This is a genomic window from Janthinobacterium sp. 344 (assembly GCF_900112025.1).
Lineage (GTDB): Bacteria > Pseudomonadota > Gammaproteobacteria > Burkholderiales > Burkholderiaceae_D > Janthinobacterium.
Map to the genome: position 1 here is coordinate 463,484 of NZ_FOKL01000003.1, position 12,701 is coordinate 476,184.

At 65.3% G+C, this 12,701-nt stretch carries 10 protein-coding genes; 1 reads left to right on the top strand and 9 read right to left on the bottom strand.

All coding sequences use genetic code 11. From position 1 onward, the window contains the following. Nucleotides 1-2: 2 nt before the first annotated feature. From BM193_RS11700 to ppc, 9 genes are all read right to left on the bottom strand, one after another. Entirely contained in the window at nucleotides 3-980 is a 978-nt protein-coding gene (locus tag BM193_RS11700; RefSeq protein ID WP_139176124.1) for a FecR domain-containing protein, read from the bottom strand. After that, complete coding sequence (locus BM193_RS11705) at nucleotides 977-1,483, bottom strand: sigma-70 family RNA polymerase sigma factor (RefSeq protein WP_254786076.1); 507 nt, start codon at nucleotides 1,481-1,483, stop codon at nucleotides 977-979. Before BM193_RS11705 ends, BM193_RS11700 begins: the two co-directional genes overlap by 4 nt. Before the next feature lie 159 nt (nucleotides 1,484-1,642). Then, entirely contained in the window at nucleotides 1,643-2,125 is a 483-nt protein-coding gene (locus tag BM193_RS11710) for a DUF3617 domain-containing protein (protein WP_092797892.1), read from the bottom strand. Nucleotides 2,126-2,191: 66 nt separating this feature from the next. Then, the gene (locus BM193_RS11715) at nucleotides 2,192-4,486 is read right to left on the bottom strand and encodes a xanthine dehydrogenase family protein molybdopterin-binding subunit (protein WP_092797893.1); all 2,295 of its coding nucleotides are present in this window, start codon (nucleotides 4,484-4,486) and stop codon (nucleotides 2,192-2,194) included. Then, nucleotides 4,483-5,517, bottom strand: a complete 1,035-nt coding sequence (locus BM193_RS11720; protein WP_092797894.1) for an FAD binding domain-containing protein — start codon at nucleotides 5,515-5,517, stop codon at nucleotides 4,483-4,485. The genes BM193_RS11715 and BM193_RS11720 overlap by 4 nt, the downstream gene beginning before the upstream one ends. Beyond that, on the bottom strand, nucleotides 5,514-6,086 hold the full coding sequence (locus BM193_RS11725; protein WP_092832330.1) for a (2Fe-2S)-binding protein: 573 nt from the start codon (nucleotides 6,084-6,086) through the stop codon (nucleotides 5,514-5,516). Before BM193_RS11725 ends, BM193_RS11720 begins: the two co-directional genes overlap by 4 nt. A gap of 323 nt (nucleotides 6,087-6,409) precedes the next feature. Continuing rightward, entirely contained in the window at nucleotides 6,410-7,870 is a 1,461-nt protein-coding gene (gene pyk, locus BM193_RS11730; protein ID WP_092797896.1) for a pyruvate kinase, read from the bottom strand. 91 nt (nucleotides 7,871-7,961) lie between these two features. Beyond that, nucleotides 7,962-8,972, bottom strand: coding sequence for a type I glyceraldehyde-3-phosphate dehydrogenase (gene gap, locus BM193_RS11735; RefSeq protein WP_092797897.1), 1,011 nt, complete (start codon nucleotides 8,970-8,972; stop codon nucleotides 7,962-7,964). 109 nt (nucleotides 8,973-9,081) lie between these two features. After that, nucleotides 9,082-11,847, bottom strand: a complete 2,766-nt coding sequence (ppc, locus tag BM193_RS11740; protein WP_217638457.1) for a phosphoenolpyruvate carboxylase — start codon at nucleotides 11,845-11,847, stop codon at nucleotides 9,082-9,084. Between the two features lie 363 nt (nucleotides 11,848-12,210). Here ppc and BM193_RS11745 point away from each other — a divergent pair, with 363 nt between their 5' ends. Next, nucleotides 12,211-12,666: an RrF2 family transcriptional regulator gene (locus BM193_RS11745; RefSeq protein WP_092797898.1), complete on the top strand. Its 456-nt coding sequence runs from the start codon at nucleotides 12,211-12,213 to the stop codon at nucleotides 12,664-12,666. The last annotated feature ends 35 nt before the right edge of the window (nucleotides 12,667-12,701 follow it).

The window sequence follows — 12,701 nt, forward strand, 5'->3', positions numbered from 1 at the left end:
GCTCAAGCCGCCTCGACGCTGATCCAGTAGCGGGTGCGGCGTGTCATGCGTATCGGCAGGGAATGCTGCAGCAAGGCGAGGATCTTCTCCGGGTCCTGCAACTGGAAGATGCCATCGACGGGCATGGCCGCCAGCGCCGGATCGCAGCGGATCACGCCGTAGCGATAGCGCGCCACGGACTCCAGCACCTCGCCCAGCGGCATGCGCTCGGCGATCAGCACGCCCTGCAGCCACGCGCCCGCATGCGGCGCCAGCGGCGTCAGGGGGGAAACAGCCGTGTCGTCGAAGCTGCCCTGCTGCCCCGCATTCACCAGGCGCAAGGCCTGCGGCGCCTGGGCCGGCTGAATCTCGACAGCGCCCTGGCTGACGCCCACCTGCGTGCGCGGCGCCAGCAAGCTGCCGCCGTGGCGCACGCTGAAGTGCGTGCCCAGCGCGCGCACGACGCCATTGCGGCTGTGCACGAGGAAGGGGCGCGCCGGCGTGAGCAGGTCAGGCGCCGTGCCGACGTGCAGCTCGCCCGCATGCAGCACGATGGCGCGCGCCTTCGCATCGACATGCACGTCGATGGCCGTATCCGTGTTGAGCACCAGTTGCGTGCCATCGGGCAAGTTGATGTGGCGAATCTCGCCCCTGGCCGTGCGGATGGTGGCGCGCCACGCCAGCCACGGCGCCGACTGGCTGGCCAGCCACAGCGCGGGTCCCGCCACGATCAGCCCGGCCAAGCCAAGCACCAGGGCGCGCCGCTGCGGCGCGCGCGGCGTCTCCTCGGCCGCCTGGCGCAAGGCGGGCGGCACGCTGGCCAGGGTGCTGCACACCAGCTCGGCCCGCTGCCACGCCGCCTCATGCGCAGGGTCGCCGGCGCGCCAGGCCTGGAACGCCAGCTGCTCGTCCGGCTTCAAGGCGCCCGCATGCAGGCGCACCAGCCATTGCGCCGCCTCGCGGGCGGCGCGCGGGTCGACGATCACCATCCCCGCGTTCACAGGATCAGCAGGATGCAGCGCTCGAAGGCCTGCACCATGTAACGCTTGATGCTGCGCTCGCTCACGCCCAGGCGCTGGGCGATGTCCGCGTAGCCCAGGCCATCGACGTGCGCCAGCAGAAAGGCGCTGCGCACCAGCGGCGCCAGGCCGTCGAGCATGGCGTCGATGCGCTGCAAGGCTTGCAGCACGATCAAGCGCTCCTCCGGCGACTGCATCAGCAGCTCCGGCTGCTGCGCCAGGGTTTCCAGCCACGCTTGCTCCAGCGACAGGCGCCGGTAATGGTCGATCAGCAGGCGCTGCGCCACGGTGGTCAGATAGGCGCGCGGTTCGCGCAAGCTCTGGCGATTGTCGTGCGGCGCCGACAGCAGGCGCATGAAGGTATCCTGCGCCAGGTCGGCCGCGTGATCGGCGCATTGCAGCTTGGCGCGCAGCCAGCGCATCAGCCAGCCATGATGGTTGCTGTAGATGACGGCGATCGATTCGCTGGACTGGGCAATGCTCACTGGGACTCCGTTGCGCCCGATGCGAGGCGCTGCGTGGGATGATGGCCGGCTGCACAGCAACCAACCCAATTGATAATAGTTCTCATTATCACAAATCATCGCGCCCGGCGTCAATGCCGGCGTCCCTGCATGCCTGAAAACTGTTGTTTCGCGCCGCGGTTAACGGTTGCTATAGATACTTTTCATCACCATGCCACCGCGCATTTTCTTCGCGCCCGGCGCCAGCCCGGCCGGGCAAGCGCCCAGAAACACGCCCGCCAGCGCCAGATGCTGCACCTCGGCCTTGCCGTTCAGTTCCATGGTGGTGTCGCTGCTCAGCGTGTAGGCCTTGGCGAGATCTCCCTTGAAGTGGCCCGCCAGCCTGGCGCCGGGGCAGCTGGACTGGAAATCGTAACGGTCGCCATCGCGGTGTTGCGACTCGATCGTGCATTCCTGCTCGAAGTCGCTCCACAGGTCGTCCTCGATCAGGCGGTCGCGCTCGTGGTCGACGCAGATTTCCCAGGAAAAAGGCGACGTGGCGGGCGTGACTTTCCACAGCCCGGACGCGCGCTGCAAACGCTGCGCCGGCTGCGCCGCCGACGCGGCCGTGACGCCGCACAGGGACAGGATGGTGATCAACAACAGGGGTGCGCTGCGCTGCATGGGGTTCTCTTCCGGCTAAAACGCCGACTATAGCAAACGGCCACGCGCGCCGGCCGCACCTGACGTTCAGGGCCGCATCACCTTGTCGGGCGTCATCGGCGTGCTGCGCAGGCGGCGGCCCGTGGCGTGGTAGATGGCGTTGGAGATCGCGGCCGCCACGCCGACGATGCCGATCTCGCCCACGCCCTTGGCCCCCAGGCGGCTGACGACGCGGTCATCTTCCTGCACGAAGATGACGTCGATGGCGTGGATATCGGCGTTCACGGCCACGTGGTATTCGGCCAGGTTGTGGTTCATGTAGCGGCCCAGTGCATGGTCCATCAGGGTTTCCTCGTGCAGGGCCTGGCTGATGCCCCACACCACGGCGCCGCTGACCTGGCTGGCGGCCGTGCGCGGATTGAGGATGCGCCCCGCCGCCACGGCGCTGACCACGCGCGTGACCTTCACCGTGCCCAGTTCCTCGTCCACGCGCACCTCGCAAAACACGGCCGAATGCACGGCGCGCGTATAGTTGCGCTGCTTGAGCAGGTTCGGCAGCAGCAGGTATTTTTCCTCGATCTGCGCCACCTCCGCCGCCCGCAGCAGGTCCGCCAGGCCGATGCCAGCGTCGTGCGCGCGGCGCAGGCGTATCCGCCCTTCCGCGAACTCCACGTCGGCCAGGCGCGCGTGGGGAAACGGCGAGTCGGGCAGCTGGCAGGCCAGCTTGAACAGGGATTTTTTCAGTTTCCCGCAGGCGCCCTGCACGGCCGACCCCACGGTGGCCACGTGCGACGATCCACCCTCGACGGGCGCCACCGGCAAGGTCGAGTCGCCCAGCCGGAACGCGACCATTTCCAGCGGCAGGCCCAGTTCTTCGGCGGCGATGGTGGCCATGACGGTGTAGGTGCCGGTGCCGATATCGCTGGCCGCGCTGCTGACCACCAGGCGGCCATCCGCATGCAGCACGGCGCTGGCGCGCGCGAACATCTGCATCGCATCCCAGATGCCGGTGGCCATGCCCCAGCCCACCCACTGCGTGCCTTCCTGGCGGCTGCGCGGCGCCAACGGCCGGCCGCTCCAGCCGAAGCGCTCGGCGCCCTGCGCATAGCAGGCGCGCAGTTCCTTGGTCGAATACGGCAAGCCGTCGACGGGATTGGCTGCCGCGTAATTTTTCAGGCGGAAGGCCAGCGGGTCCATGCCCACCGCGTACGATAATTCATCCATCGCCACTTCCAGCGCATGCACGCCGTGGGCGGCGCCGGGCGCGCGCATGTCCATGGGACTGAACTGGTCAAGCGCGACCAGCTGGTAGCCCAGGCGGATATGCGCGCAGGCATACAGCTGCCCGGACCAGTTGACCACCGCTTCCACATAATCTTCAAAGCGCGACGTTTCCGCCACCGCCTCGTGCCAGATGGCCTGCAGGACGCCGTCGCGGCTGGCCGCCAGCCTTACCCGCTGCCAGGTCTCGGGGCGGTGGCCAAAGGTGAACATCTGCTGGCGCGTCATCACCACGCGCACGGAGCGCTGCCATTTCAGCGCCGCCATCACCGCCAGCGGCAGCTGGTACTGGGGCCGCAAGCCGGCACCGAAGGCCCCGCCCACATAGGGGTTGCGCACCGTGACCGTCGATTTCGGCAGGCCGAACACGCGCGACACGTACCAGCGGCTGTTTTGCGAACTCTGCGTCTTGTCGTAGATGGTCAGGTGGCCGTCGGGGGAACGGATGACGGTGGAGGCGAACAGCGCCATCGGGTTGTGGTGCTCGGCGCCGCTATAAAATTCGGCGTCGATCCTGCAGTCGGCGCCCTGCCAGGCCTGTTCCGCATGGCCCTTCTCGCCGGGCGGCGGCGTGTAGCCCGCCTTCAGCCCCTTCGGCTTGTGCCCCCGCGCCAGGTGCCGCAGCAAGCCTGTCGCATGCGGCTGCTCCGCGTATTCCACCTGCACCAGCGCCGCCGCATGGCGCGCCGCCTCGAAGGTCTCGGCCAGCACCAGCGCCACGGGCTGGCCGTTGCTGACGATCTGTGCATCGTACAGGGGCCGGAACGGCGCGCCGCCGGGCGCCGTCATGTCCTTGTAGAACAGGTCGTAACTGCGCATCTTCGGCCGGTTCTGGTACGTGATGACATCGACCACGCCGGGCTGGGCCAGCGCCGCGCCGGTATCGAACGACACGATGCGGCCCCGCGTGATGGCGCTGTTGACCACCACCCCGTACAGCAGGCCGTCCACCGGCAATTCCGCCGCATAGCGCGCCGCGCCCGTGACCTTGTCGCGCCCATCGACGCGGGCGACGGGCGTGCCCGTCTTCACGTAACCGGTGCCCATGTCGGCCGTCGGCGTGCGCAGTTCGGCAATCAAGCCCGGCGTCGAGGCGTTCATGCCGCGCCCCTTGCCATCACGGTGCTGGCATGGCCCGTGTTGTTGTGCGTGCCCGCCACCGCCATCGCCAGGGCCCGCACGATGGCGCGCCGCGCCATGACGATTTTAAAATCGTTGCCGCCCTGCCCGTGCGCCCCTTCCAGCAGGCGGTCGGCAAAAGCGCCGAAGCGGACAGGATCGGGCGCGCCCCGCAGCAGCGCCTCCGCTTCCGGCACGCGCCACGGCTTGTGCGCCACGCCGCCCAGCGCGACGCGTGCTTCGCGTATCGAGCCGTCCTCGCCGATATCGAGCATGGCGGCCACCGACACGAGCGCGAACGCATACGAGGCGCGCTCGCGCAGCTTCAAGTAGACCGCATGGGCGGCAAACTGCGGCGCCGCCGGCAGCGCGATGTGCGTGACCAGTTCATCGGGCGCCAGCGTCGTGTCGATATGCGGCTGGTCTCCGGGCAGGCGGTGAAAATCGCCGAAGGCGATCGCCCGTTCGCCCTCCTGCGAGGCCACGTGCACGACGGCGTCGAGCGCGCGCAGGGCCACGCACATGTCCGATGGATGGGTGGCGATGCAGCTGTCGCTGGCGCCCAGGATGGCGTGCTGGCGCGACAGGCCGCCAATGGCCGGGCAGCCGCTGCCCGGTTCGCGCTTGTTGCACGCGACGTCCACGTCATAAAAATAGTGGCAGCGCGTGCGCTGCAGCAGGTTGCCGCCATTGCTGGCCATGTTGCGGATCTGCGGCGAGGCGCCGGCCAGGATGGCGGCGCTGAGCAGCGGATAGCGCTCCAGCACCAGCGGGTGGTAGGCCGTGGCGGCATTGCGCGCCAGCGCGCCCAGCAGCAAGCCGCCATGGTCATCCTCTTTGATGCTGTCGAGCGCCAGGCGATTGATGTCGATCAGCCGCTGCGGCAGCATCACGCGCTCCTTCATCAGGTCGATCAGATTGGTGCCGCCGGCAACAAAGCGCGCGCCTTCCGCGCGGATCTGCGCCAGCGCGGCGGGCACGTCGAACGGCACCACGAACGACAGCGGATTCATGCCGGCACCATGCCGGCCGGCGCGCTGGCCCCGCCGTCCTGCGAGTCCGCTGGCAACTGCATGGCCTCGGCCAATGCCTCGACGATTTGCGGATAGGCGCCGCAGCGGCAGAGGTTGCCGCTCATCAGTTCGCGCACTTGCGCGCGCGTGCGTGCCTGCCCTTCGGCGATCAGTCCCATGGCCGAACACAGCTGGCCCGGCGTGCAATAGCCGCATTGAAAAGCATCGTGCGCGATGAACGCCTGCTGCAGCGGATGCAGCTGCGCGCCGTCGGCCATGCCCTCGACCGTGGTGACGCTGCGCCCTTCCTGCATCAGCGCCAGGGTCAAACAGGAATTGATGCGCTTGCCGTCCACCAGCACCGTGCAGGCGCCGCACTGGCCATGGTCGCAGCCCTTCTTGGTGCCCGTCAGCCCCAGGCGCTCGCGCAGCAGGTCGAGCAGGCTGACCCAGGCTTCCACATACAATTGATGCCGCTGGCCATTGACACCCAGGCTGAGCGGATACAGTGGGACGGGTGGCGCGGCCTGGCGGGAGGCAAGCGGAGAAATGGCTGAACGGGTATCCATGGCAAACCCTTCGTGACGAATCGTGGGGATGCCTGAATAGTAAGATTGTAGCGACGGTTCTTATATGCGCTTTCGCACATATGGGGAATTAACGTCCATTCATGCGCCGCGTTGCCAGCACCATGCGATGGCGACCGCCACCGCGAGTTTTTTGCGCCGGCAAGCGAATGGGACGCCGCCGATTCACGGCGCAGCGGCCCTCGGCCGCGGCGGCCGGCCTGGGCACCAAGCGCCAAGCCAGCCTGCGCCAGAGTGCACCATGGCGGAATGCGATACCGCCAGGCCGACCTAGGGCCTGGCGGGCATCAGCGGGCGATCACCGCTCAGTGCTGCCCGATCTTCATGATCTTCAGCGCATTCGTGCCGCCCACCTTGCCCATCGGCTCGCCCCAGGTCAGCACGACGGTGTCGCCCTTGGCCACGACTTTATGCTCCAGCAGCAAGTCTTCCGCCTGTTGCAAGACCTTGTCGCGGTCCGTGCCGGACGTCAGTTCCAGGGTGCTGACGTTGCGGTACAGGGCCAGCTTGCGGCGCGTGCCCACGCTGGGCGTCAGGGCCACGATGGGGATATCGATGTTGCAACGGCTCATCCACAGGGCCGTGGAACCCGATTCCGTCAGGGTGGCGATGGCTTTCACGCGCAGGTGATGGGCCGTAAACAATGCGCCATACGCGATCGACTGGTCGATGCGCGAGAACGTGGCGTTGAGGAAATCGGCGTCCAGCTTGCAGGTATCCCACTTTTCCGCGTCGAGGCAGATGGCGGCCATCGCTTCCACCGTCTCGATCGGATAGCGGCCCGACGCCGTCTCGGCCGACGTCATGACGGCATCCGTGCCGTCGAGCACGGCGTTGGCCACGTCGGACACTTCCGCGCGGGTCGGCACGGCGTTGACGATCATCGATTCCATCATCTGCGTGGCCGTGATGGCTAATTTATTCGACGCGCGGGCCATCTTGATCATGCGCTTTTGCAAGGCCGGCACGGCCGCATTGCCCACTTCCACGGCCAGGTCGCCGCGCGCCACCATGATGCCGTCGGAGGCGTCGAGAATCTCTTGCAGCGCGGGAATGGCTTCCGCCCGTTCGATCTTGGCGATCATCATCGGCTTGTGGTCCCACGCTTCGCCGGCGATATTGGCCAGCTGGCGCGCCATGACCATGTCGGTGGCGTTTTTCGGGAAGGAAACGGCCACGTAATCGGCCTGGAAGCTCATCGCCGTTTTCACGTCTTCCATATCCTTGGCCGTCAGGGCCGGCGCCGACAAGCCGCCGCCCTGGCGGTTGATGCCCTTGTTGTTCGATAACTCGCCGCCGATTTTTACCGTCGTGTGGATTTCGCTGCCGATGACTTTATCCACCGTCAGGACGATCAGGCCATCGTTGAGCAGCAGCACGTCGGCCGTGCGCAAGTCGCGCGGCAATTCCTTGTAATCGAGGCCGCAGCGCTCGAGGTTGCCCAGTTCGCCGTTCTCGCCCCACTTCGCGTCGAGGATGAACTTCGCGCCATTGACGAGGAAAATCTTGCCTTCTTCAAACTTGCCGACGCGAATTTTCGGGCCTTGCAAGTCGGCCATGATGGCCACTTCACGTCCGCACAGGGCGGCCGCTTCGCGCACCATGCGGGCGCGGTCGATATGGTCTTGCGCCTTGCCATGCGAGAAATTCAGGCGCACGACGTCGACGCCGGCCTTGAACATGCGGACCAGGGTATCGATATCGTTCGAGGCGGGGCCGATGGTGGAAACGATCTTGGTGGCGCGTTGCTGTACTTGCATGGTCATGGTGTGCTGCTTTCTATAAAGTTCGTGCTGCTACAAGGGCCGGCCTTGTGGGCCGGCCGTCCTGGTGCGCTGGATCAGCGGTACTACGTTCTTACTTGGCCGCCATCAGGGCGACCGTGGTGTCCAACATGCGGTTCGAGAAGCCCCACTCGTTGTCGTACCACGACGACACTTTCACGAGGCGGCCCGAGACCTTGGTCAAGGTCGCATCGAAGTTCGACGACGCGGGGTTATGGTTGAAATCGATGGAAACGAGCGGTTCCGTCTGGTACGTGAGGATGCCTTTCAGCGCGCCTTCCGAGGCCGCCTTCAGCAAGGCATTGACTTCGACCACCGTCGTGTCGCGCTTGGCGATGAAGGACAGGTCGACCAGCGAGACGTTGATCGTCGGCACGCGCACGGCGAAGCCATCGAGCTTGCCATTCAGCTCCGGCAGGACGAGGCCGACGGCCGCGGCCGCGCCCGTCTTGGTGGGGATCATCGAATGCGTGGCCGAACGGGCGCGGCGCAAGTCTTCATGCATCACGTCGGACAATACCTGATCGTTCGTATAGGCGTGCACGGTGGTCATCAGGCCCGATTCGATGCCGATGGCGTCGTTCAGCGGTTTCACCAAAGGCGCGAGGCAATTCGTCGTGCACGAGGCGTTGGAAATGACCGTGTCCGATGCCTTCAAGACATGCTGGTTGACGCCGAACACGATGGTCGCGTCCACGTCCTTGCCGCCCGGCGCGGAAATGATGACTTTCTTTGCCCCGCCCTTCAGGTGCGCCGAGGCTTTTTCCTTGGTGGTGAAGAAACCCGTGCATTCGAGCACGACATCGACACCGAGTTCGCCCCAGGGGATCAGGGCCGGGTCGCGCTGCGCGAAGACGCGGATGCGGTCGCCGTTGACGAGCATATTCTCGCCATCGATGGTGACGACACCGGGAAACTTGCCGTGCACCGTGTCGTAGCGCGTCAGATGCGCATTCGACTTGGCGTCGCCCAGGTCGTTGATGGCGACGATCTCGATATCCTGCTGCTTGCCGCCCTCATAAAACGCGCGCAAGACATTGCGGCCGATGCGGCCATAGCCATTGATGGCAACTTTGATGGTCATGCTGTCTCCTTGTTGTTTTCTACTGAGTTCGTAAAGCCAACCCAAGTGCAAAGCCGGGGTCGTACCCTGAGGGTACGACCCCAGCCCTAGCTGTTGGGTTTGATTTTCATTAACCGCTATTTCTTAAACCCGCCGCAATCCCATTGATCGACAAATGAATCCCCGTGCGCGCCGCCGCATCCTGTTTACCCTCGCGGAAACGCTTCAACAGCTCCACCTGCACGTGGTTCAGCGGATCGATGTACGGGAAGCGGTTGCGTATCGAGCGCTGCATCAGCGGATTGGCCTGTTGTAATTCTTCCTGGCCCGTGATCAGCTTCAAGGCGTCCAGGGTGGCCGCATATTCGGCGCGGATACGCGTAAAGATGGCGTCGCGCAAGGCCTTGTCCTTGACGAGTTCCGCATACTTGCCGGCGATGGCGATGTCGCTCTTGGCCAGCACCATATCCATGTTCGACAGCAGGGACGTGAAGAAGGGCCAGTCCGTGTACATGCCGCGCAGCACGTCCGCGCCGTCGGCGGGATGGGCGGCCAGGTAGGCTTGCACGGCGGAACCGAAACCGAACCAGCCCGGCAGCATCAAGCGGCATTGGGCCCAGCTCAAGACCCACGGGATGGCGCGCAAATCCTCGATCGAGGTGGACTTCTTGCGCGAGGCGGGACGGCTGCCGATGTTCAGGGCGGCAATTTCCGCGATCACCGTCGATTCCCAGAAATACTGTTCGAAGCCGTCCGTGCCATACACGAGGTCGCGGTAGGCATTCAGGGCCGTGCCGGACAGTTCTTCCATGGCGGCCAGGTGGCCCGCGCCGGCCGATGCCTTCGGCTGCAGCTGTGCCTGCGGCAGCAGGGTCGACTGGATGGTGGCGGCCACCAGCACTTCCAGGTTGCGGCGCCCCACTTCCGGGTTCGCATACTTGGCCGTGATGACTTCGCCCTGCTCCGTCAGGCGGATCTGTCCCTGCACGGCGCCGGCCGGCTGGGCCAGGATGGCTTCGTAGCTGGGGCCGCCGCCGCGTCCCACGGAACCGCCGCGCCCGTGGAACAGGCGCAGCTTGATCCGGTATTGCTTGAAGACATTCACCAGCTCGATCTCGGCCTTGTAGAGTTCCCAGCCGGACGTGAGGAAGCCGCCGTCCTTGTTGCTGTCCGAATAACCGAGCATGACTTCCTGCTGGTCCGCGCGCGAGGCCAGCAAGCCCCGGTAGAACGGCAGGCCGAACGCGCGCGCCATGATGGCCGGGCCGGCGCGCAAGTCGTCGATGGTTTCAAACAGGGGAATGATGTTGACGTCCACTTCGCCGCTGTCCTGGCGCAGCAAGCCCACTTCCTTCAGCAGCAAGGCCACTTCCAGCAAGTCCGAGACGCTGGCCGCCTTCGAGATGATGCAGTTCGGCACCGATTCCTTGCCATATTTGACGTGCGCCTCGCGCACGGCGCGGAAAATGTCGAGTTCGGACGTCGTTTCTTCCGAGTACTGCGCATACGGCGACGCCAGCAGGCGCGGCGACGCGAGTTCGGCCAGCAGCACGGCGATGCGCTGCTCTTCGTCGAGGTCCAGGTAGACCAGGCCAGGCTGGGCGCCGGCGAACAGTTCGCCCACGACACGCTCGTGCACGTCGGAATTCTGGCGCAAATCGAGCGGCGCCAGCGAGAAGCCGAATACCTTGACGGCGCGGCGCAGCTGGCGCAGGCGGCCGCGCGCCAGCGAACGCAAGCCATTGCTGACGAGCGAATGCTGGACCACGTCCAGGTCGGCTAGCAGCTCCGCGGCGGCCGCGTACGCCTGCACGCCGTCGGCCGGCTTGCCCCCGTTGCCAGCCTTGTTGGAAAGCAGCACGCGCGTGGCTTCCAGGCGCGCATGGATGCCGTGCAGGGCGCGGCGGTACGGCTCGTCCACACGGTGCGGCGAGGCATCGGCCGAGCGCTCGGCCAGCGCCCGCAGCGGCTCGCTGCAGGAATTCAGTATTTGCGCCAGCGACAGTTGCGAAGCGAGCTTGCGCAATTCACCCAGGTAAAAGTCGAGCACCTTGTCGGCTTGCGTCTGCAGGGTGCTGCGCAGGATGTCGGCCGTGACGAAGGGATTGCCATCGCGGTCGCCGCCGATCCAGCTGCCCACTTTCATGAAATTCGGCAATTCCACGTCTTCCCAGCGGGCATCGCGCTGGGCCAGCATGGTTTCCAGCGATGAATACAATTTCGGCAGTTCGCGCAGGATCGTGTGGTCATAGAACGACAGGCCATTGGCCACTTCATCCATGACGGACAGCTTGCTCGTGCGCAGCAAGCGCGTTTGCCACAAGGTGACGATGCCGCGGCCCAGCGCTTCTTCGTTCTGCTCGGCTTCCTCCGGCGTCATTTGCACGCGGTCGCGCTCGTTCAACAGGCGCGCGATGGCCATCTGGCAATTCTGGATGCTCTTGCGCTGCACTTCCGTCGGATGCGCCGTGAAGACGGGGCTGACAAAGGCATCGTCAAAGAAGGTTTCCAGCGCATCGGCCTGGCCCGCGTCGAGCACATTGCCGACGGCATGGCTGAGGCTCCCCTGGCGCGGCGGCGAGCCGGCGATCAGGTGGGCGCGCGTGCGGCGGATGTGGTGCTGGTCTTCGGCAATATTGGCCAGCAGCGAGAAATAGCTGAAGGCGCGCGTCAATTGGGTGGTCTCTTCCTGCGACAGCGCTTGCAGCGCGTCGGACAGTTGCGCGCGGGCATCCTGGTCATTGTCACGGCGGAAACGGATGGCCAGCTGGCGCACGTGCTCGATGCGCTCGAAGGCGGGGTCGCCCAGGTGGTTGCGGATGGCGTCGCCCAGCAGACGGCCCAGCTGGCGGATATCGCTGCTCAGCAGCTCGTCTTTCACTTCATTCATTTGCATGGTATTCATTTCCTGGGGCGGCCACCGTGCCGGCACCGCACAGATTGCGTAGTACGCGCTCCCCGGCCGGGAAACGCCCATCATCCAAATTTGTAGTAAATTTACCTTATTGTTTCACCATCCTCTTGATTTCCATCAATAAAATTGCCACCCCAAGGGCTTTAAAGGGCATGCGAGCTATTTGACTGGGCAACAATATGAAAATTTACTACGCATTTGAACGGAAGGCAACCAACTTTTGTCTTTCGAGGCGGAAAAGTGACGCCTGCCTGCGCCGCCGGTGGGCTCGGCGCAGGCGCTTTTCCTGTATGCTGGCGGCTTGAAACAAGGATGTCATCCACATCTTTACCGACCCCACTGCCGATGCGACTGACTGCCTATACTGATTACACCTTGCGCACCTTGATGTACCTGGGCACGCACCGCGACCGGCTCGTGACCATCCAGGACATCGCCGACCTGCATTCCATCTCGAAGAATCACCTGATGAAGGTGGTGCACCAGCTGGGCTTGTCCGGCATCGTGGAAACCGTGCGCGGCAGAAATGGCGGCCTGCGCCTGGCGCGCGACCCCGCCGAGATCAATATCGGCACCGTCGTGCGCGATACGGAAAGCGATTTCTTCATGGCCGAGTGCTTCAACCCGGACAGCAACACCTGCCCGCTGACGCCCGATTGCCTCTTGAAGGCCAGGCTGGGACAGGCCACGGCCGCCTTCCTGGCCGTGCTCGATACCGTGACCCTGGCGGCGATCCTCGCACCGGCACCGGACGCGCCGGCATTGGCGCCGGGCGTGATTCCCCTGCGCGTGGCAACGTAAGCGCGCCAGAAACAACAATGCCCGGCGAACCGGGC